24 protein-coding genes are annotated in these 21,768 nt (G+C 34.7%); 1 reads left to right on the top strand and 23 read right to left on the bottom strand.

The annotated features are described in order from the left end of the window. Window positions 1–232: 232 nt before the first annotated feature. Both ABEB31_RS03060 and ABEB31_RS03055 read right to left on the bottom strand, forming a co-directional pair. On the bottom strand, window positions 233–1,663 hold the full coding sequence (locus ABEB31_RS03060) for a CCA tRNA nucleotidyltransferase (RefSeq protein ID WP_347049872.1): 1,431 nt from the start codon (window positions 1,661–1,663) through the stop codon (window positions 233–235). Window positions 1,664–1,677: 14 nt separating this feature from the next. Next, window positions 1,678–2,052: a GxxExxY protein gene (locus ABEB31_RS03055; protein WP_347049871.1), complete on the bottom strand. Its 375-nt coding sequence runs from the start codon at window positions 2,050–2,052 to the stop codon at window positions 1,678–1,680. A 447-nt stretch (window positions 2,053–2,499) separates the two neighbouring features. On the opposite strand from ABEB31_RS03055, the gene yaaA reads away from it, so the two are divergent. Continuing rightward, on the top strand, window positions 2,500–3,258 hold the full coding sequence (yaaA, locus tag ABEB31_RS03050) for a peroxide stress protein YaaA (protein WP_347049870.1): 759 nt from the start codon (window positions 2,500–2,502) through the stop codon (window positions 3,256–3,258). 263 nt (window positions 3,259–3,521) lie between these two features. Here yaaA and ABEB31_RS03045 read toward each other — a convergent pair whose 3' ends face one another. The 21 genes from ABEB31_RS03045 to ABEB31_RS02945 form a co-directional block, all read right to left on the bottom strand. Next, window positions 3,522–5,111: an MDR family MFS transporter gene (locus tag ABEB31_RS03045; RefSeq protein WP_347049869.1), complete on the bottom strand. Its 1,590-nt coding sequence runs from the start codon at window positions 5,109–5,111 to the stop codon at window positions 3,522–3,524. A 5-nt stretch (window positions 5,112–5,116) separates the two neighbouring features. Beyond that, window positions 5,117–6,196, bottom strand: coding sequence for an HlyD family secretion protein (locus ABEB31_RS03040; RefSeq protein ID WP_347049868.1), 1,080 nt, complete (start codon window positions 6,194–6,196; stop codon window positions 5,117–5,119). 12 nt (window positions 6,197–6,208) lie between these two features. Continuing rightward, window positions 6,209–7,531 carry a TolC family protein gene (locus ABEB31_RS03035; RefSeq protein WP_347049867.1) on the bottom strand — a complete coding sequence of 441 codons (1,323 nt, stop codon included), beginning with the start codon at window positions 7,529–7,531 and terminating at the stop codon, window positions 6,209–6,211. Continuing rightward, window positions 7,521–8,150, bottom strand: a complete 630-nt coding sequence (locus ABEB31_RS03030; protein WP_347049866.1) for a TetR/AcrR family transcriptional regulator — start codon at window positions 8,148–8,150, stop codon at window positions 7,521–7,523. Before ABEB31_RS03030 ends, ABEB31_RS03035 begins: the two co-directional genes overlap by 11 nt. Window positions 8,151–8,313: 163 nt before the next feature. Then, the gene (locus tag ABEB31_RS03025; protein ID WP_347049865.1) at window positions 8,314–8,631 is read right to left on the bottom strand and encodes a type II toxin-antitoxin system RelE/ParE family toxin; all 318 of its coding nucleotides are present in this window, start codon (window positions 8,629–8,631) and stop codon (window positions 8,314–8,316) included. Beyond that, entirely contained in the window at window positions 8,622–8,864 is a 243-nt protein-coding gene (locus ABEB31_RS03020; RefSeq protein WP_347049864.1) for a hypothetical protein, read from the bottom strand. The genes ABEB31_RS03025 and ABEB31_RS03020 overlap by 10 nt, the downstream gene beginning before the upstream one ends. 47 nt (window positions 8,865–8,911) lie before the next feature. Then, window positions 8,912–9,673 (bottom strand): tryptophan synthase subunit alpha, encoded by a 762-nt coding sequence (trpA, locus tag ABEB31_RS03015; RefSeq protein ID WP_347049863.1) that lies wholly within the window; start codon window positions 9,671–9,673, stop codon window positions 8,912–8,914. Window positions 9,674–9,821: 148 nt separating this feature from the next. Further along, the gene (locus tag ABEB31_RS03010) at window positions 9,822–10,139 is read right to left on the bottom strand and encodes a gamma-glutamylcyclotransferase family protein (RefSeq protein ID WP_347049862.1); all 318 of its coding nucleotides are present in this window, start codon (window positions 10,137–10,139) and stop codon (window positions 9,822–9,824) included. A gap of 84 nt (window positions 10,140–10,223) precedes the next feature. Then, the gene (trpB, locus tag ABEB31_RS03005) at window positions 10,224–11,405 is read right to left on the bottom strand and encodes a tryptophan synthase subunit beta (RefSeq protein WP_347049861.1); all 1,182 of its coding nucleotides are present in this window, start codon (window positions 11,403–11,405) and stop codon (window positions 10,224–10,226) included. A gap of 12 nt (window positions 11,406–11,417) precedes the next feature. Beyond that, complete coding sequence (locus ABEB31_RS03000) at window positions 11,418–12,050, bottom strand: phosphoribosylanthranilate isomerase (RefSeq protein ID WP_488168025.1); 633 nt, start codon at window positions 12,048–12,050, stop codon at window positions 11,418–11,420. Between the two features lie 88 nt (window positions 12,051–12,138). Continuing rightward, entirely contained in the window at window positions 12,139–12,918 is a 780-nt protein-coding gene (gene trpC, locus ABEB31_RS02995) for an indole-3-glycerol phosphate synthase TrpC (RefSeq protein WP_347049859.1), read from the bottom strand. Between the two features lie 73 nt (window positions 12,919–12,991). Then, a complete protein-coding gene (gene trpD / locus ABEB31_RS02990) occupies window positions 12,992–13,984 on the bottom strand; it encodes an anthranilate phosphoribosyltransferase (RefSeq protein WP_347049858.1) in 993 nt (330 codons plus the stop codon). 109 nt (window positions 13,985–14,093) lie between these two features. After that, window positions 14,094–14,660, bottom strand: coding sequence for an anthranilate synthase component II (locus ABEB31_RS02985; RefSeq protein WP_347049857.1), 567 nt, complete (start codon window positions 14,658–14,660; stop codon window positions 14,094–14,096). An 81-nt stretch (window positions 14,661–14,741) separates the two neighbouring features. Continuing rightward, on the bottom strand, window positions 14,742–15,029 hold the full coding sequence (locus tag ABEB31_RS02980) for a hypothetical protein (RefSeq protein WP_347049856.1): 288 nt from the start codon (window positions 15,027–15,029) through the stop codon (window positions 14,742–14,744). 240 nt (window positions 15,030–15,269) lie between these two features. After that, entirely contained in the window at window positions 15,270–16,670 is a 1,401-nt protein-coding gene (locus tag ABEB31_RS02975; protein ID WP_347049855.1) for an anthranilate synthase component I family protein, read from the bottom strand. Between the two features lie 293 nt (window positions 16,671–16,963). Continuing rightward, window positions 16,964–18,244, bottom strand: coding sequence for a hypothetical protein (locus tag ABEB31_RS02970; protein ID WP_347049854.1), 1,281 nt, complete (start codon window positions 18,242–18,244; stop codon window positions 16,964–16,966). A 202-nt stretch (window positions 18,245–18,446) separates the two neighbouring features. Then, a complete protein-coding gene (locus ABEB31_RS02965; RefSeq protein ID WP_347049853.1) occupies window positions 18,447–19,013 on the bottom strand; it encodes a YceI family protein in 567 nt (188 codons plus the stop codon). 36 nt (window positions 19,014–19,049) lie between these two features. Next, on the bottom strand, window positions 19,050–19,682 hold the full coding sequence (locus tag ABEB31_RS02960) for an NAD(P)H-dependent oxidoreductase (protein ID WP_347049852.1): 633 nt from the start codon (window positions 19,680–19,682) through the stop codon (window positions 19,050–19,052). A 10-nt stretch (window positions 19,683–19,692) separates the two neighbouring features. Then, entirely contained in the window at window positions 19,693–20,151 is a 459-nt protein-coding gene (locus tag ABEB31_RS02955; RefSeq protein WP_347049851.1) for a MarR family winged helix-turn-helix transcriptional regulator, read from the bottom strand. Window positions 20,152–20,620: 469 nt separating this feature from the next. Next, window positions 20,621–21,100, bottom strand: coding sequence for a DUF6691 family protein (locus ABEB31_RS02950; protein WP_347049850.1), 480 nt, complete (start codon window positions 21,098–21,100; stop codon window positions 20,621–20,623). Window positions 21,101–21,110: 10 nt separating this feature from the next. Further along, window positions 21,111–21,674 (bottom strand): YeeE/YedE family protein, encoded by a 564-nt coding sequence (locus ABEB31_RS02945; RefSeq protein ID WP_347049849.1) that lies wholly within the window; start codon window positions 21,672–21,674, stop codon window positions 21,111–21,113. Window positions 21,675–21,768: the final 94 nt, after the last annotated feature.

The following is a 21,768-nucleotide window of genomic DNA, read 5'->3' as shown; positions in this document are numbered from 1 at the left end:
ATAATTCTGTAAATATAACCTCCGTTATCCAACTTATTCAATGATGAATACATTGCTACAGCGGTATAAAGTACTATTACTAAGCATGGAATAATAATTGAAATCAAAACATGTATTAATTTATATTTTAATTTTATATTTTTTGTAAATTTTAGCTTTATGAAAAAATCAATATTTGGATAAGCAATTGAAACAAAAAATGTTACTGAGAAAACCCATCCTAAAAGATCCATTATTTCTTAGGCGTTAAATTTAACTTTGCAGCTCTTTTAATTACAAAATCATAAGCAGCCTGATATTCGTTTGGAATAACACCTTCTAAAATCGCTTCTTTTACAGCTTCTTTTAAAACGCCAATTTCGCGTGAAGGTTTCAAGTCGAACATTTCCATAATTTCTTCTCCTGAAATAGGCGGCTGAAAATTACGTACATGATCACGCTCCTCGACTTCAACAATTTTTCTGCGGACAACTTCAAAATTTTTGTGGTACTTTTTAAATTTCGCCGGATTTTTAGTTGTGATATCCGCTTCGCATAATGTCATTAAATTTTCAACATCCTCGCCGGCATCAAAAACCAAACGACGAACTGCACTATCAGTCACAATATCCTCCGCCAAAACAATCGGACGCGAACTCATAATAACCATTTTCTGGACGAATTTCATTTTATGGTTTAACGGCATGTGAAGGCGCTCAAAGATTTTCTTCGCCATTTTTCCGCCCAAAAATTCATGACCATGAAAAGTCCACCCTTGCTTTTTAGTAAAACGTTTTGTCGGTGCCTTTCCAATATCATGCAGTAATGCCGACCAGCGTAACCACACGTCATCTGTGTTGGGACAAATATTATCTACAACTTCAAGCGTATGGTAAAAGTTGTTTTTATGCGTATGACCTTCAATTTCTTCTACCTGATTTAAAGCCGTTAATTCAGGTAATATTAAATCTAAAAGTCCCGTTTTATATAAGAGTAAAAATCCTGTTGAAGGTTTGTCTGTAGAAAGAATTTTATTTAATTCGTCAACAATTCTTTCGCCCGAAATAATTTTAATACGATCGGCATTTTTTGTGATAGCATTCAGTGAATTTTCTTCGATTTCAAAATTCAGTTGCGTTGCAAAACGAATTGCGCGTAACATTCGCAAAGGATCATCAGAATAGGTAATATCCGGATCCAAAGGCGTTTTTATGATTTTGTTCTCCAAATCCTTTAACCCATTAAACGGATCTAAGAGCTCTCCAAAATTATTTTCATTTAAAGATAAAGCCAATGCATTAATGGTGAAATCGCGGCGATTTTGGTCGTCTTCCAAAGTTCCGTTTTCAACAATCGGATTTCGGCTGTCAAAGTTGTAAGATTCCTTACGCGCGCCTACGAATTCGATATCCGTATCTTCAAAACGAAGCATTGCCGTTCCGTAGGTTTTAAAAACCTGAACTTTTGGTTTGTTTGGAAGTAAATCAGAAACTTTCAGAGCCAATTCGATACCGCTTCCAACCGCTACAACATCAATATCTTTTTTAGAACCCCGGTTTAAAAGCAAGTCCCGAACGAAACCACCGATTACATACGAATCAACTTTTAATTCCTGAGCGGCTTTGGAGATGATTCCGAAGATTTTATTTTCTAATGCAGTTTTGTAATTTGTTTGTATAGCCACGAATTCACGAGTTTTTATAAAATAATACGTTTGTGTTCAAGCGAAGTAGAATTAAAGTTTGCCAAAATGGCTAAACTATTTTTGGAAACTTTTAAATAATTAAGACATTGCGAAATGTGTTTTGGATGTAGAAAATCACTTGATTTTACCTCAAGGATAATTTTATCAAACAAAACAAAATCAGCATAAAATTTATGATCTAATATAATGTCTTTGTAATTAACCAAATATTCTTTTTCTCTTTCAAATGGTATATTTCCTTTCTTAAATTCATATTCTAAGGCATCCTTATATACAATTTCAGAAAATCCTCCACCTAAATTTTTATGAACATCAAATAAAATTCCTACTATCTGATAACTTTCTAACTGATATAATATTTTTGTCATGATCTAAATTTTTCCGCCACGAATTCACGAATTTTTTTAATTAATTAAAAAGTTAATTCGTGAATTCGTGGCTATTATTTAGAATACAACTTTCAATTTTGTATTGAAAATGTTTTTGGAATTTTATGGTTGCAAATTTACAACATAGAAAATGCCTTTTATAATCTATTGCTCAATTTTTTGAATAAATTCACAATTTCTCAGTAGAAATTTATAAAGTAAAAAATGATGATTGTGTTTTTCGCTACGAATTCACGAATTGTAGTTAGTTTTTTAAAAAATTAGAGTAATGAATTACACGAATTCATTCGAAATTTTACCCAAAGATTTTAAAAATAAATTCGTGAATTCGTGGCAAAAAAAAATACAATGCAATAAACAAATCAATTACAATAATCTGTTTTTAAAAATTCAATTTGTATTTTTGAGTCACTTAAAAATGCACAAATGAAAATTGTTATATCGCCTGCGAAGTCATTAAATTTCGAAAAAGAATTACCTACAACTAAACATACAGAACCTGCTTTTTTAAAAGAAGCACGAATCGTTCATAAAGTCGTCAAACAAAAAAAGCCTTCAGAATTATCCGAATTAATGTCTATTTCAGATAAATTAGCCGATTTAAACTGGAAAAGGAATCAGGACTGGAAAACACCTTTTACAGCCGAAAATGCGCGTCCAGCCATATATACTTTTGATGGTGATGTTTACACCGGATTAGATGCTTATACCATTCCGTTAGAAAAACTCGATGCTTTGCAGGATAAATTAAGAATTTTATCCGGCCTTTATGGACTTTTAAAACCGTTAGATTTAATGCAGGCCTATCGTCTGGAAATGGGAACAAAAATGCCGGTAGGAGAATCAAAAAACCTGCACGAATTCTGGAAACCAATTGTTACCAAGACTTTAAATAAAGAGTTGAAAAAAGACGAATTGTTTGTCAATTTGGCCAGTAATGAATATTTTTCTGCTGTTGATGTAAAAGCCTTAAAAGTTCCGGTAATTACTCCCGATTTTAAAGATTACAAAGACGGAAAACTTAAAATGATCAGTTTCTTTGCTAAAAAGGCGAGAGGGATGATGGTGCGTTATATTATCGATACCAATGCAGAAACGATTGATGATCTTAAAGGTTTTAATTATGATGGTTACGGCTTTGATGCTAATCTTTCAAAAGATAATCATTTGGTTTTTACGAGATAGTTTTTTTAAGGTTATAAGTTGCTAAGCTTCTGAGATGCTAAGGTTTCTGAGTTTTGAATTTATTTAACCGCAAAACCAAAGGTTTTGCAAATTCGCAAAGTAAAATCTAAAATCTAAAATCTAAAATCTAAAATCTAAAATCTAAAACCTGAAACCTGAAACCTGAAACAAAAACAAAAAAACAAACAAACAAAACAACAATAAAAAAGCCGGGTCACAGGAAATTGACTCGGCTTTTTCGTATTATAAATAATTATTAAATATCAATGCATTGCATCAGCAGGATTAATTTTGTTTTTTCCTTTTTTGATGAAAAGAATAATCGGTATACAAAGTAAAAACATGATTCCCAGATAGAGGAAAATATCCATGTAAGCCATTACAGTACTTTGTTTCATTACTGAATATTCTATAGCCTGATATGCTTTTTTCAAGGCGACATCTGCACTATATCCTTTAGCCATAAAGGCGTGCTGCATTCCCTGAATTCTTTGCTGAACTTCAAATTTCGCAGGATCTAAATTGTTGATTAAATCCACACGGTGCGACTGGCTGAAACGGGTGATGAAAGTCGTAATAATCGCAATACCAAATGATCCTCCTAATTGTCGCATCATTCCGGTAAAAGCGGCTCCTTCTCCGATTTGTTTTCCTTTTAATGTTGAAAGCGAAAGTGTTGTAATAGGAACGAAAAGTAATCCTAAACCAATTCCTCTCAAAATTAAAGGCCAGTACATGTGCTCAACTCCCGTATCGGGTGTCATGCGGCTGTACATCATAAAGGTAAAGAAGAAGAAAATTAGAAATCCTACTCCGACCATATACCCCTGAGGCACACCTTTCTGAATCATGTTACCCACAAAAGGCATCATAATCGCTGTTGTAATAGATCCCGGAATCAATAGTAAACCTGCATCAGTTGCAGTCCATCCTAAAATAGATTGCGTATAAATCGGGATAATCAGGGTCGATCCGTATAATCCGAAACCAAGGATAAAACACATAATGGTTCCAATTCTTAAATTTCCGTCTTTTAAAACGCTTAAGTTTACAATTGGATATTTATAAGTAAGCTCTCGCCATATAAATAATACTAATCCTAGAACGGTTACAACACTTAAAGTTACAATAAGAGAATCATTAAACCAGTCGTCCTGTTGTCCGTGTTCTAATACGAATTGCAAAGAACCAATAAAGGTACTCAACAAAATAATTCCCCACCAGTCAACCTGATTGGCTTTTAGTTTTTCTCCATATTTCGGACTTCTGACAAAAGTCAGAGCCAGGATTGTAGCGATGATTCCCAACGGAATGTTGATGTAGAAAATATAAGGCCACGAATAATTATCTACCAGATAACCTCCCAAAGGCGGTCCAAGTGTTGGTCCTACAATTACACCCATTCCGTAAATAGCTTGAGCCATTCCACGTTTTGCTACGGGATAACTTTCTGTAATAATTGTTTGTGCCGTTACCAGAAGCGCTCCACCACCCATACCTTGTACGAATCGAAAGGCTACCAGCTCCCATATATTAGAGGCATTTCCGCATAAGAAAGAACAGACCGTAAATATTATGATCGAAGCCACAAAATAATTACGTCGCCCAAATTGCTGCGATAGCCAGCTCGTCATCGGAATTACAATAACATTCGCAATTGCGTATGCTGTAATAACCCATGCAACGTCAGTAAGGGTCGCGCCCAAACTTCCTCGCATGTCCGTTAGTGCTACGTTTACAATCGTGGTATCTACAATTTCCAGCAATGCACAAAGTACTGCCGTAATCGTAATGACAACACGTCTAAAACCGTATTCTACTAAATCGTCATCTTGTACTGTTGCTGCTGCCATTTATTTTATTTCAAGTGTACGTCTACGTCAACATTCATTCCCGGGCGTAATAATTTTACTTTTTCAGGATCGTTAGATTGATCTAAACTAATTTTTACCGGTAATCTCTGAATTGTTTTTACGAAGTTTCCTGTTGCATTATCCGGTGGCAATAGAGAGAAACGGGATCCTGTTGCAGGAGAAAATGAAGTTACAGTTCCTTTAAATTCGTATTTTGGATAAGCGTCTACTTTTAAACTTACTTTCTGACCCACAACCATTTTGTTTAACTGTGTTTCTTTAAAGTTAGCTACAACCCAGGCTTCATTATTATTAATGATATAGAATAAAGATTGTCCCGGCTGAACCAATTGTCCAGGCTGAATGTCAACTTTAGAAACCTGACCATCGATTGCGGCAGTAACAACTGTGTAAGAAAGATTTAAATGGGCAACGTCCAACATTGTTTTTGCTTTCTTGATATTTGCAGCTGCAACTTCTGTTTGTTTGTCTGTAACTTTAGATTTTGACTGAATAACAGATTTTTGATAAGAACTCGCTCTTTGTTGTTGTTCTAAAACACGTACCTGATTTTCGGCTTCGTCTTTTGCAGTCTGAGCCTGTTCAAATTGTTGTTTTGTAATCGTATGCGTTTTGTATAAATTATTGTAACGGTTAAAATCGTTTGTTGCTTGTCTTAGTCTGATTTTGGCACTTTCGATAGAACCTCCGGCAGATCTCATTTGGGCATCAGAAACAGAAATACTCGCGTAAGCAGAACCAATATCAGCTTTTGCAGCTTCGTACTGGCCTTCAGCTCCTAATAAAGCAGCATTCGCTTCGTCAATTTTTAACTGATAATCTCTCTTGTCGATTGTAAATAAAGTATCTCCTTTTTTTACAAAATCATTATCTTTCACATAAACCTTACTGATATATCCGGAAACTCTTGGAATAATCGGATTCATTTTTTTCTCAATCTGAGCATCATCAGTTTCTTCGTGTGCTTGCGCATGCAGGTATTTAGATATTCCGTAAGTTCCGCCCGCTAAAATCAAAACGGTAAGTATGATGATGAATTTTTTATTTGTCTTTTTCTTTTCCATGAGAGCTGTCGATTATATTTTAGAAAGATTGAATGATTGTGATAATTGTCCTGATACTGAAAGTAACTCGTAGTATTTTTGAATGATAGCTGCTTTAGACAAAGCGGTGTTTATTTTTGCATTAAGATGTTCAACATCAGCCTCAACTAAATCATTGGTGTCAGATAAACCGTTGTCAAATTTGTCTTTTACCAGTCTGTAGTTTTCTGCTGCCTGTTGAAGAGCTTCATCATAAACCACACTTTGATTAATAGCCAGATCGTAATCTTCTATAGATTTTTGAACTTCAACTTTAATACGGTCTGTCATAACAGCTTCAGTATTTTTAACTTCTAATGCTCTGCTTTCTGCCTCACGAACATGAGCATTGTTTTTTAGAATTCCGGATAAATCATAAGATAAACCAACTCCAAAATTCATGGCATATTTTACGGTAATAAAATCTTTAAGATCCAAAGCCGTGTAACCTCCTAATAAGGCAAGCGAAGGATAATATCCCGATTTTGCCACTCTGATGTTGGCTTCACTAGCTTTTGACTGAAAACGAATAGCCTCCAGATCTTTTCTGTTTTCAAGAGCCAAAGCATCAGATGTAGGAGCATTGGTAGTTTTTAAACTAAAGAAATTATCTTCATTAACATCAATTTTTACGCTTGGATCCAATTTTAATAAAGTTACCAGATAATAATTGATGTTGTTAATGTTATTATTAGCTTCATCAATAGATAACTGTGTTTTAGAAACCAATAATTGCGCTTTCAACAAATCATTTCTCGGAATAATTCCGTTTTTTTCTAATTCAGTAAAATCGGTAACACGCTGTTTCGCCTGTTTTTGATTTTCGTTTAAAAGATCCAGCGTTTTCTGAGCTTTATATAATGCAGTATAATAAGTAATTACACGAAGCGCCACATCTTCTTTAGTTTTAGCTGCGTTTGCACTTTCTGCTTCGTAAACATTTTCGTAGGCATCAATACTGCTCTGGATTTTAAATCCTGAAAATATCGGTAAACTTAGATTTGCTGCACCAAACATTGCGCGATCCGGAGAAGCCATTGGTTCGGCACTAGCCTGATCATTGTGCAGATCGATTGACGCTTTTCCTAAACGTTGGTACTGTCCCTGAATCTTAAGATCAGGATATTGGTTGTTTTTAACCGTCTGAAGTTCATATTTCTTCGAGTTTACCTTAGTGTTGGCAAGGGTAACTTCGTTACTCTTTTCCCAGGCCATCTTCACGGCTTCGTCTAAGGTTAAACTTGTTTTTTCTTGTGCTTCAATTGAAGATATTCCAATAAAGAAAACTCCAAAGAGCATTAATTGACTAATTTTCATAAACAAGTAGCGCTTTTATAGTTTGTTGAATGTGCTTTGTAAGATCGTTCTGAATGTAATTATTAAACATTTCATCTGTTTTTAAATCCAATAATTCTTCGAAGAAAGAGCGATTCATGTGAAAGTGAAAAAAGGTTCCAATAATCGTAGGTGTAATCAGTTGAATATTAATGTCTTTTCTGAAAACTCCCTGATCCTGACCCTGCTTGATAATACTTTCTACAGATTTTAAATTTCCTTTTTTGAGATCTGTGAAAGCCTGCAGGCTTTTTTCTCTTTTTTTGTTGTTTAATTCAAAATGTAAAACCCTGTAAATCCCTTTGTTAAGGCAAATTCTGGTAATGTAAATTTCGATTAATTTATTGACTTTGTCAAGGGGCGCCAGATCTTCCTGAAGTAAATTTTCGAGTTGTAATTTTAAATCAACTGTTTTATGAAAAATCAAAGCCTCGAGAAGCCTTTCTTTAGAACCGAAATAATACGAGACCATGGCAATATTAATTTTTGCCTCTTTGGAAATATCCCGTATTGATGTCCCCTCAAATCCTTTCTCAGAAAACAGCTTTTCAGCAACGTTAAGAATCTGAATTTTTTTATCGTTTAGTTCGATGTTTGACATGATAGTGTTTCTAATCGGATACAAAATTAAACACTTGTTTAATTTAAACAGTTGTTTAATTTTATTTTAACATAATATTAACATAAAACGGTTTCGATAATCTGGCGCAAAAAACAAAGCTGAAACAGTTATTGTTTCAGCTTTGTTTAAGAGTATGTTTTAATTATTTTCCTAATTTAAGTTTTTCAGGATTTTGCCTAGTATCAAAAATGTTCGATATAAAAACAGTATTTCGGGTTTCATCAATCCAGTAGATAATTTTGTAATTTTTAAAAACCAAATATCTGAAATCTTGAATTCTATCTGACAAAAGTTCTTCTATCTGACCGCCAAATGCATTGAATTCCAGAGTAAGGGAGGAATTAACGATACCATCAACAAGTACCTGTGCAACTCTTATACCTGTTTTAAATTTGTAATATTCAAAAATATCTTCAAGTTTATTTTGAGCAAATTGGGTCCAATAAATTGTTAGTCCCATTTTTGTATTCTCGATTTTAGATCCTTAGCAGATACAACTCTTCCGTGAGCCGCATCATTAAGTGATTGATCAATTTCACTATTAAACTGATCAATAGTTATTGGCCTCATCTCTAAATCTGTCAATTCTACTTTTTTTTCGTGAAGTAAATTTTCCAGTTTGGTTACAATTTCTTCATTTTCCAGTCTTAAGAACTCCTGAACAAAAGATATTTTGCGAGCTTCTAAATCCATTCTATTATATTTTTATTCAAAGATAAGAAATAAAACAAATTAAAAATCTATCGAATTCCTCCAATAAATTCAGCAATTTTCCCACTTCCGCTTTCACTTAAATGTTTGATAAAAGCGCTTCCGATAATTGCGCCTTTTGCAAATTTCGTTGCCTGATTAAATGTTTCTTTATTTGAAATTCCGAAACCAATAATTTGAGGGTTTTTCAAATTCATTTGCGAAATTCTTTCAAAATAACTTTCCTGCGTGTCTCCAAATCCAGATTGAGAACCCGTAACACTTGCAGAACTCACCATATAAATAAATCCGTTTGAAACGCTGTCAATAAAACGAATACGTTCATCTGAGGTTTGTGGTGTTATCAAAAAGACGTTAATTAAACCGTATTTTTCAAAAATCGCTTTATATTCATCTGCGTAAACATCAACCGGAAGATCCGGAATGATTAATCCGTCGATACCAATTTCGGCGCATTTTTTACAGAAAGCTTCAACTCCGTATTGCAGCATCGGATTAAAATATCCCATAATAATCAAAGGAATTTTTACGCTTTCGCGGATATTCTTCAGCTGGTCAAAAAGAAGTTGCGTGGTCATTCCGTTTTTTAATGCCGTTGTAGAACTCGCCTGAATTGTAGGTCCGTCCGCTAAAGGATCACTAAACGGAAGTCCGATTTCAATTAAATCGACTCCGTTTTTTTCCAAATCCTGAATCATCTGCACCGTATCATTTAAGTTTGGATATCCTGCAGAAAAATAGATGGAAAGTATTTTTTTATCTTCTTGTAATTTCTGAGTTATTCTGTTCATTTTTTATATTTTTTCTCCTGCGAGGTTTCCAAAACCTTGTAGGTATTTATTTTTTTATAGATAAAAGCATTCTCCGATATTTCGAAAAAAAAATCTTTGAAATCACTTTAATTTGTCGAAGTGTCTTTTACTAAAAGACTTTGGATTATTAATTTTCAGTGTAAACCCAGGCCGTTATTCCGGATCGTAATTTAACCTGAACTCTTTTGTATGAATTGGATTCGAACTGGTCTACTTTTAATAATTCGGTATTAGAAACATCAAAAACGACTCCATGTATATTGTCTTCCAGATTTTCGCTTGGCACTGCAACTACATAATCTGCCATTCCAAATTCTTCTTCTATTTGTAAACTTTTAAGTTTGTAACCCAAAATTTGATCCTGAGTTCCGCTTAAAACTTTATTAAAAATCTGCATTTGAATTTCTTTTGATCGTAATGTTCCGTAAGAGAATAACTTTTCCATAATGATTAATATTTCCCGTTAATTTTTAGCTGTAAGGATAAACTCCATATCGCAAAAGCGACAACGCCAAAATTATGATTTTTATTACAATTTAAAGTATTCAATGTAATTATCTAAATCTTTATCGCCGCGACCCGAAAGACTAATTACAACAACATCTGTCGGCTTAAATTTTTTCTGGTCTAAAACTGCAAAAGCGTGTGCACTTTCTATAGCTGGAATAATACCTTCTAATTTTGTTAACTGAAGACCTGCATTCATAGCATCATCATCGGTTACCGAGAAAAATTCGCCTCTGCCGCTTTTTGCCAGATGCGCATGTAAAGGACCAACTCCGGGATAATCCAATCCTGCAGATATAGAATATGGTTCTGTAATTTGTCCATCAAGAGTTTGCATTAAAAGAGTTTTGCAGCCATGAATAATACCCACTTTTCCTAATTTACTCGTTGCCGCGCTGTGTCCGCTGTCTACACCTTTTCCCGCCGCTTCTACAGCTATAATTCCTACTTCCGGTTCGTGCAGAAAATGATAGTAGGTTCCGGCAGCATTGCTTCCTCCACCGATACAGGCCACAACATAATCCGGGTTTTCACGACCTTCTTTTTCTTTTAACTGCCACTTAATTTCTTCAGAAATGATGCTCTGAAAACGTGTTACCATATCTGGATAAGGGTGCGGTCCAATTGCAGAACCTATAATATAATGCGTGTCTACCGGATTATTAATCCAGTCGCGAATAGCCTCATTTGTTGCATCTTTTAAGGTTCTTGAACCTGAAAGTGCCGGACGTACTTCTGCGCCAAGCATTTTCATACGAGCCACGTTTGGCGCCTGACGTGCAATGTCAATTTCGCCCATGTAAACGATACAGTCAATTCCCATTAGGGCACAAACCGTTGCAGTGGCAACTCCGTGCTGTCCCGCTCCGGTTTCGGCAATAATTCTTTTTTTACCCAAACGTTTTGCCAGCAAAATTTGCCCGATCGTATTGTTTACTTTATGCGCTCCGGTATGGTTTAAATCTTCTCTTTTTAGATAGACTTTGGTATTGTATTTTTCAGATAAACGCTTTGCAAAATACAACGGACTTGGGCGGCCGACATAATCCTTAAGCAATTGGTTGAACTCTGCTTTAAAATCCGGTTCATCCATTATGCTTAGATATTTCTGACGTAATTCTTCTACATTCGGATATAGCATTTCCGGAATATAAGCTCCTCCAAATTCTCCGTAATATCCTTTTTCGTTGACGTTAAAACTCATTTTATTAAAAGTTTAAATGTTTACAATATCAAATCTGCGTTTGAAATTGCTTAATAGATTTTTATTTTTTAGCCCCGGTTCCATTTCAAATTTACTGTTTACATCGACTGCATACAGGGGTAATTTTGTTTTCGAAATTTCTTCAATGGCTTTTAATTCGTTCATTCCGATGCCTCCGCTTAAAAAGAACGGCTTTTTTGAATTGTATTTTTTTAAGATACTCCAGTCGAATGTTGTACCGTTTCCGCCAGGTAATTTACCTTTGGTATCAAACAGAAAATAATCACAGACTTCTTCAAAGGGTTTAATGACTTCAAAATCAAAATTCTCATCAGCCGAAAATACTTTAATTATTTCAGTTTTTTTAGGTAGTTTGGTTTTTAATTCTGCACAAAATTCAACCGTTTCCTGTCCGTGTAACTGAACGGCTTGCAAATTGTGTTCTTCTACTTTTCCGAGAATTTCCTCCTGACTCTGGTCGACAAAAACGCCAACCTTTTTAATTGTTTTAATTAGTTCGGGAATATTCCCGTTGCAATATCTCGCGGACTTTTCCCAGAAAATAAATCCCATATAATCGGGTAGGAGTGCGCCTACTTCGAGGATATTTTCAGGATTTTTCATGCCGCATATTTTGAGTTTCATTATTTTAATGCTTTATGCTTTAAGCAATAGGCTTTAAGCTTTTTTACTATTTGTTTTTTTACTGTTTTTAAAGTTTATTGCTTAAAGCCTAAAGCTTTTTAATAAATTCAGTTGCGGCCTGACCGGCATTATCCGTTTTCATGAAGTTTTCTCCAATTAAGAAACCTTTGTAACCGTATGGTTTTAATTCGTGGATAGCTTCTATATTTGAGATTCCGCTTTCTGAAACTTTTACAAATTCATCCGGAATTTTCGATGCCAGTTCTTTGCTGAAATCTAAACTGACTTCGAATGTTTTTAGGTTTCGGTTGTTAACGCCAATCATATCTAAAGTTGGCATTATGGATTTTTCAAGCTCTTCCAGATTGTGAACTTCAAGCAAAACTTCTAAATTTAGTTTTTTCGCAAACTCAGATAAAGATTTAATTTCTTCCTTTGTTAAAACTGCTGCAATCAATAAAATCAAATCGGCTCCGTGAGCTTTGGCTTCGAGAATCTGATATTCGTCTACAATAAATTCCTTTCGCAGAAGCGGAATATTTACAGAAGCTCTGGCCAGAAGTAAATCATCCAGAGATCCGCCAAAATATTTTCCGTCGGTTAAAACCGAAATTCCGCACGCACCGGCAGTTTCATATCCTTTTACTACCTCTTCAACTGTAAAATTATTGTTGATGATTGATTTGGAAGGTGATCTTCGTTTGTGCTCTGCAATAATTCCTGAATTGCTATTTCTTAAATTCTGACTTAATGAAATAGTTTGTTTTCCAAAAAATACCGAAGCTTCTAACTGGGAAACCGGAATAATCGATTTCTTAAGAATAACTTCTCTTTTTTTGTCTATTATTATTTTATCTAAGATGTTCATTTTTTTATTTGTTTCAGGTTTCAGGTTTCAAGTTGTAGAACGTTCAAAACAACTTGAAACCTGAAACAAAATTTTACAAACTTAATTCTTTCAATCTATTTAATGCTTTCAATCCTTTTCCGGAAAATAAACTTTCTTTTGCCAATTCAAAACCTTCTTTTGGAGAACATTTTGTAACGGTAGAAATTGCCATTGCCGCGTTGGCACAAACTACATTATTTTGCGCTTCATTTCCTTTTCCTGAAATAATTGTGGTAAAAATTTCTGCAGATTCTTCGATAGTTTTTCCCCCTTCAATTTCTGTTTGAGATAAAAGACTAACGCCAAAATCTTCCGGATTGAGCATTCTTTCCATATGATTCGAAATTGTTTTTGTCGGACCTGTTAATGAAATTTCGTCATAACCGTCAAGCGAATGCAGGATCGTGAAATTGGTATTGGTGTTTTGATATAAATAAGCGTACATTCTCGCCAGTTCTAAGTTGAAGACGCCGACTAACTGATTCTGTGGGAATGCTGGGTTTACCATTGGCCCCAACATATTAAAGAATGTTTTTACTGCTAACTCTTTACGAATTGGACCAACATTTTTCATTGCCGGGTGAAATAATGGAGCATGCAGAACGCAAATTCCTGCCTGATCGATACATTTTTCTAAAAATGACGGATCGTTACTAAATTTAATTCCCATTTTTTCCATCACATTACTTGATCCCGAAATAGAAGAAACTCCGTAATTTCCGTGTTTGGCAACTTTTATTCCGGCACCCGCCGAGACAAAAGAAGCCAAGGTCGAAATATTGAAAGTATCTTTTCCGTCGCCGCCTGTTCCGCATAAATCGATGGTATTGTAAGCCGATAGATCTACACGAACGCATAATTCTAATAAAGCTTCGCGAAAACCTGAAAGTTCATCAATGGTAATGCTTCGCATCATAAACACGGTCAAAAATGCCGAAATCTGACTCGGATTGTACTGACCAGTTGAAATATTAATCAAAACCGTTTTGGCTTCTTCTTTAGAAAGCACTTCGTGATTGATTAATTTATTTAATATTGTTTTCATTTTTTAAGTTTCTAAGTTGCTAAGGTTCTGAGGTGCTAAGATGTTTTAAGTTTAAGACTTCTAGTTGTTGGAAAGTACAACCTGAAACTTGAAACTTGAAACAAAAAAACTAACTCTTAACCCAATTCTCAAGCATTTTTTTACCGTTTGGTGTCAAAACACTTTCCGGATGAAACTGAACACCTCTGACATCATAATTTTTATGGCGAAGAGACATTACTTGTCCGTTTTCGTCAAAAGATGTTGCTTCTAATTCGTCTGGAAGATTGGTGTCGACAACCCATGAGTGGTATCTCCCGACTTCAAATTCTTTGCCTAAACCTTCAAATAAGATTTCGTCGTCTACAACTGTTTTTACATGGGTTGCAACGCCGTGGTAAACCTTGTCAAGATTAGAAAGTGTTCCGCCAAATACTTCTCCGATTGCCTGTTGTCCCAGACAAACTCCAAGTATACTTTTGGTCGGACTGTATTTTTCGATTACCGCTTTTAATAAACCTGCTTCATCAGGAATTCCGGGACCCGGAGAAAGTAAAATTTTGTCAAAAGAAGCGATTTCATCAATATCAAATTCGTCGTTTCTGTAAACGGTAACTTCGCAGTTTAAATCTTCTAAATAGTGTACTAAATTGTAAGTAAAACTATCGTAATTGTCTATAACTAATATTTTTTTCATTTTTATTTTTGTTTCAGGTTTCAAGTTTTTTTAGTTTCAAGTTCCTCCAACGTGAAACTTTAAACTTGAAACAAAATGTTCTTATTTTTCACGAACGTATTTTTCTATTATAACACGGTCTATTCCTAATTTTTGTATTCTTTCAATTCCTCTTTGAATCAAAGTGTCGTTCTGAACTTTCACTACAAATTCAAATTTATGGTTTTCCCAGTCGCGGTTATTAAAATACTCCAGATTCTCGGTATAAATACTGTCTTTCAAAGTATATTTTCCACCTCCGCCAAAGAACACTGCACTTGCTGAATCTTTGCCGTTTTTTAAATCATGATTGAAAAATGCAAAATGACTCTCATTTATAATTTTAATCATCTTAGTATTTTTATTGAAAGTCGGGAAAGTCGAATCACCTTCCGTTGTTTCTGCTGAGATAAGCCGTCAGGTTCCTTCTATAAAATTCCTTTTTTCTGAATTACAGGATGAAATGGCTGTTATTAAAAGTAAAATGAATATTCCTTTTTTCATGATTTATAAGTTTTGTTTTATTTTTTTCAGGCTTAAAGTTTCAAGTTTGCTTTGCGTTCCAACCAACGTGAAACCTGAAACAAAAAGCTATATTTTTTCTGCAATTTCTAAAGCTGTATTTAAAGCTCTCAGCTTATTGTAAACTTCCTGCATTTCGCTTTCTTCATCTGAACTTGCTACAATTCCGGCACCAGCCTGACAATGTAATTGATGGTTTTTAGAAAGAAAGGTTCGAATCATAATTGCGTGGTTAAAATTGCCTTTAAAATCCATAAATCCGATTGCGCCACCGTAAAAATTGCGGTTTGTTTTTTCGAAATCTTCAATTAATTGCATGGCTCTGTGTTTTGGCGCACCACTCAAGGTTCCTGCGGGGAAAGTGTCAGCAACCACCTGCATCGTTGTTGCTTTATCATGTAGATGTCCCGTAACTTTTGAAACCAAGTGAATTACATGAGAAAAAAACTGCACTTCTCTGTATTTTTCCACATTTACATCGTGTCCGTTTCTGCTTAAATCATTTCTTGCCAAATCTACCAGCATTACATGTTCGCTGTTTTCTTTTTTATCTTCAGAAAGTTGTTTGGCCAAAACAGCATCTTGTTCGTCATTTCCGGTTCTTTTAAAAGTTCCGGCGATCGGATGAATTTCTGCTTTTCTGTTTTTTACAATAATTTGTGCTTCTGGTGAAGAACCAAATATTTTAAAGTCTCCGTAGTCAAAAAAGAACAAATAAGGTGAGGGGTTAATGCTTCTTAAAGCTCTGTAAACATTAAATTCATCACCTTTAAAACCTTGAGTAAAACGGCGTGAAAGTACAAGCTGAAAAACATCTCCGCGGAAACAGTGTTTTTTTGCCAGCGCTACATTTGCTTTAAATTCTTCATCTGTTAAATTAGAGAAACCTTCTCCTTCCTTAGAAAATTTATAGGAAGCAATATTTCTGGATTGCAGTAATTGTTCTATTTCTGCAATATTATTTTTTCCGTCAACGCTGTGACAAAAAATATACGCTTCGTTTTTAAAGTGATTGATCGCAATTATATTTTGATAAACAGCATAAAAAGCATCCGGGATTGAAGTTGTATTGTCTTTTTTTGCAATAGAAACTTTTTCAAAATAACGAACCGCATCATAAGAAATGTATCCGAAAAGTCCATTATTTATAAACTTAAAATCATTTTTTTCAGATTGAAACTGACCTGAAAATTCCTGAATGACCTGAGGAATATTTGTTGAAGAATCAATATTGATTTTCTCTGATGTACCGTCCGGAAAAGTTTTAGAAATTATCTCGTTTTCGATTTTAATAGTCGCAATTGGGTTGCAGCAGATGTACGAGAAACTATTGTCATTTCCATGATAATCACTACTTTCAAGTAATAAACTATTTGGGAATTTATCTCTGATTTTGAAATAAATACTTACCGGAGTAACCGTATCGGCAAGAATTTGTTTGTAATGCGTATTTAGAATAAAAGGTTTCAAAGTAATTGGATTTATTTAGTTTGTTGTTTATTTAAATTTTAACCAAAAAAAAAGGCTTGTCGTGATGACAAGCCTTTTATATTTATAGTTTTAAAATACCATAGGAAGCTTTGTTCACGACGTCTGACGTAAATTGTTCCACCACCAAGTATTGTTTAAAATTGTATTCATATCTTATTTTGTTATGGCAAATATATAAATGTAATTTGAATTGAGATCTATAAATTTAGAAAAAAATCTTTTCGATTTTAGAAAATTTGTTAAATATCAATACTGATGCTCATGTCAAAGCCTTAATTTCCAATAGCTATTGTATTGTTTACGTTTAATCTGAAATCCGGATTTCCTTTGATGCTTGGAAGTGTAAACAGCTCACTCAGTTTAATTTTAGTAAATTCTATTCCGTTTGCCGGGTTGCTGTAATAGCTTTTTATACCGGGAATATTGCTTGCAGCTTCACTTTCAATTTCGCCGGTGCAATTATTTGCGATAACATTTTTAAAACTGATTTTAGATAAGTTAGCATCACCGTTGCCAATATTTCCTTCCAGTAAAACAAAAGGAGCAAAGCCTGAAACCACGGTATTTGTCATATGGAAATAGGTGTTTTCCTTAATATAAGCAGATTCCCTAACCAAACCCTGATTGTTTTCTTCAAGATTTACCAAAGTAATATTGCTTGCATTAATTTTAGTCATTTTTTTTGTCATATCGGTATTGGCAACTTTTTCGTATGAATCGACTTCAAAACATCTTGAGCCCGAAACATCCGAAGAGAAAGGATGGCGGACAGCAATACTGTTGCTGATATTAATTTGCGCTCCCTGAGTAAAATCGAAATCATCGTCTGTTGTTCTGTATGAAATTAAATTGCTCATGTTTAAATCTCCGCCGTAACATTCAAAAGAGTCATCGTTAGAGAAACTGATCTGGACATTGCTTACCGTCGTTTTTCTTCCAACGCCCGCAAGAGAAAGTCCGTTAAGTTCTTTAGAAGCACTTAATTTTCTTCCGGCATACTCGATACGCACATATTTTAAGATTCCTGCATTATCTTCGGCATCCTGACCTCCATAATGATTTAAGCCCGGATCTAAATCGAAAGGCAGTGTGTGGATTCCCCCCAAAGCATTAATAGGTGCCTTTCCTAAGATAATAATACCACCCCAGTCACCGGGTTTTCTATTGTTTTTTTCATTTTCTGAGGTAAAAACAATGGGATCTGTTTCCAGCCCTTCTGCCATAATTTTTGCCCCGTTTGTAATTACCAAAGTTCCGCAAGTTTTATCGTCACCGCGAATTACAGTTCCCGGTTCAATGGTCAAGGTGGCGTTATTGGTAACGTACACGACACCAACAAGATGGTAGGTATTACGTTTTAATAATCGGGTGTCTTTATCGATTGTTCCGGCAATTATATTGGTTGCTTCATTATACTCCGTCGTGGCTGGTTTGAAGTTGGTCCAGTTGTTCATCCAGTTTGAAGTTCCGATAATTCCTTTTGGCTGTTGTTGTGCGTGTATAAAAAAGCTGATTGTGAATAAGATAGAGGCAATACGTAATTTTGATTTCATAACTATAATTTTAATTTCTAGTTTTTGATTTTTTTTATTTCCTCAAAATTAGAAGGCGTATGTTAATCAAAGCCCTGATACTTATTACCAATCTGTTACTATAATGTTATGAATGTTATGTTTTTGAAAAGTACAGATAAAAAAATAACCCCGGCAGTGAGAACCGTCGGGGTTAATAATATTTGAATTAGTAAGTCTGAAATTAGAATTTTAAAGCTACAGCCAATTCGAATTCGTCGTTGATCGTTTTGTCTCCTAAACCTTCGAAGAAACTACCAGAACCGTATTTAATATCATATTTCGTTCTGTCAACTTTGAAAGCAGTTGTAGCAGTGTTTCCTTTTACCGTTACGTCAAAAGTTACTGGTTTAGTGATTCCTTTGATTGTTAAATCTGCAGTTACAGTATAAACATCAGCAGATTTTGCACCGATAGTTTTGAAAACTAATTTTGAAGTTGGGAATTTCTCAGTTCCAAAGAAATCGTCAGCTTTTAAGTGACCGTTTAATTTCCCTTGGTATTCTCCTGTTAAGTCTGTAGAAGTTAAAGAAGTCATATCAACTGTAAAGCTTCCTCCAACTAATTTTTTTCCTTTGAAAACTACAGCACCATCTTTAAAGTTAACAGTTCCAGAGTGTTCTCCTGTTACTTTTTTACCAACCCATTTGATAGTAGACGCTTTTACGTCGATTTTTTTAGTTTGAGCGTTTACTGAGATTCCAGCTGCTGCTACGAATAATGCTATTGCAATTGTTTTTAAATTTTTCATGTTTGTTAAATTAAATTTGAATTTGATTAATAATAATTATAGAGTGATAAATAATTCTTCGTGTGATTTTCTCACTTTTTTAAGATGTTGAGATTTGTCATCATTATGTCTGTAACCCACTGTTGCAATTACTGAAGCATTTAAACCCAATTTATCAAAACCTAAGATTTCGTTGAAAGTTGCGGCATTGAAACCTTCCATTGGTGTAGCATCAATTTTTAATTCTGCTGCTGCATTTAATAAGTTTCCAAGAGCTAAATAAGTTTGTTTTGCAGTCCAGATATGTTTTGCATCTGCAGATAAATTGGCAATTACACCTTTCATCATATCGCTGAATCCACCTAAAGCATCTGCAGGAACGCCTCTTACGGCACTTATATTGTTAATGTATTTATCAACAGATGTGGCATCAAGATTTAGATCGTTTGCAAAAATAAACAGGTGAGAGGCATCTGTTAATTGCGCTTGTCCCCATGCTGCTGCTTTTAGTTGCTCTCTTATTTCGGGAGTTTCAACAATAATAACTTTATAAGGCTGCAATCCGTATGACGAAGCGCTTAATCTCACTGCCTCTTTTAAAGTATTAAGATCAGCGTCTGATATCTTTTTTGAAGCATCAAATTGTTTGGTTGCATATCTCCAATTTTGATTTTCTAAGAAATTGCTCATAGTATTTAATTTATTTATTGGTTCTGAATTTTTCTAGTAATTGATTTAATAAAGCTAATTCGTCTGGTTTTAAATTGTTGCCAAACATACGTTCATGTTCGTCTACTTTCGGATCCAGATCTTTTAAAACATCTAATCCTTTTTGTGTAATTAAAACTTCAATCTTTCTTCGGTTGTCCGGACAAACATTTCTGGTTACAAATTCTTTCAATAATAATTTATCTACCAGTCGTGTTGTATTACTCGTTTTTGCAAGCATTCGTTCTTGTATCACGCACATATTGGCCGGTTTCCCTTTTTGTCCTCTTAATATTCGTAACACATTATATTGCTCTCCGGACAAATCATACGGTTTTATCAATTCGTTGAAATGATCCTGAACCACATTTTGAGTGTACATGATATTCAGAATAACTTTTTTTGCATTATCCATCTTAACCGTACTCTTAATAACCTCTTCAATTGTCATAGTCGTAAGTGTATAATTTGTATATACAAATGTATAACTTTTGATAGTTGTATATACAAGTATTGTGTTAAAGATATGTTAATTTAATTAAACTGTGGATGAGAAGGTAATTAGAATCTCTGTAAAGTTAGGTTTTTTAGATTTTAATTACCTGATTTATTGATAATTATATTTCGAATAAGGTTATTTATAAGGAACTATAAATTGCAGAAATAACGCTAATAATGAAAGTTTCTTTTATAACGTTCCCCGCGTGAGGGATAGAAGCAGGCTGCCGAAGCAGCGTGGATAGCCCGACAGCATTTAAAAATTGGCCCCATGAACGCAAAGTATTTTAGGCCAATTTTTAAATGGTGGCACGCCCAGGTTGGTATTTATTTTGTTTCAGGTTAGAAGTTTGAAGTTTCATGTTTCAGGTTTCACGACTTGAAACTTGAAACCTGAAACATCAAACAAAAATATTCAAACCTTAATGTGGTAGTTTGTCTTTTATCAACCCATAAAACCAGGTTCCGGCGATGGCGCTTAACAGGGTAATAATAATTACTGTGGCGCCGGTGCCAATTTGTGCAAAAAGCGGCCCTGGACAAGCTCCTGTAATTGCCCATCCGAAGCCGAATAATAATCCGCCGTAGATTTGTCCTTTGTTAAATGTTTTGGGCTGAATCTCAATTTTTTCGCCCTGAAGGGTTTTTATGTTGAATTTTTTGATTAATTGTACCGATATAAGTCCTACCACAACAGCGCAGCCAATAACGCCGTACATAAAGAATGACTGCAGATTGAACATTTCCTGAATGCGGAACCAGCTGATAATTTCTGCTTTTACGAATACAATGCCGAAAAACAGGCCAACGATCAGATATTTAATATTTCCAAATACTGATTCTTTTTTCTGACTTGCGTTGATTCCTTCTCCGTCTGTATTTTTATTTTCTAAAGTATTCATTTTTGAAATTTTAAAGTGAAAGAATATGAGGCAGAATTAAAAGTGCCATTACGAATCCGCCAATCATAAAGCAGATTGTTGCCACTAAAGACGGCCATTGTAGGTTAGATAATCCCATAATGGCATGTCCACTGGTGCATCCGCCGGCATAACGGGTTCCGAAACCTACCAGAAATCCGCCCACGACAATCATAATGAATCCGCGAAGTGTTAATAAGCTTTCCCAGGAGAACAATTGCGACGGCACTAAACCAGTATGATCTGTGATTCCGTACGTTGATAATTGTGCTTCTAATTCCGGTGCTATTGTTACATCGTTCGGATTGGTTAAAAAATATGCCGCAATAAAACCGCCTATGAAAATACCTAAAACGAAGAATAAATTCCAGCTTTCTTTTTTCCAGTCGTATTTAAAAAATGAAATATTCGCCGGAATACAAGCCGCACAAATATGACGCAGGGACGAACTGATTCCGAAAGATTTATTTCCGATTATTAATAAAACAGGAACGGTTAACCCAATTAACGGACCTGCAACATACCAAGGCCAGGGGTCTTTGATTATTTCGAGCATTTTTTTATTTTTTTTAGTTAGAAAGGTCCAAAGATTCAAAGGTGCAGAGGTTACAGCCTTTGTCGCTTTGAACCTTTTGACCTTTGTCGCTTAA

The organism is Flavobacterium olei, assembly GCF_039749035.1.
GTDB classification, from domain to species: domain Bacteria; phylum Bacteroidota; class Bacteroidia; order Flavobacteriales; family Flavobacteriaceae; genus Flavobacterium; species Flavobacterium olei.
Note: the sequence above shows the minus strand (reverse complement) of the source record. Positions and strands in the feature narration are given on the sequence as shown.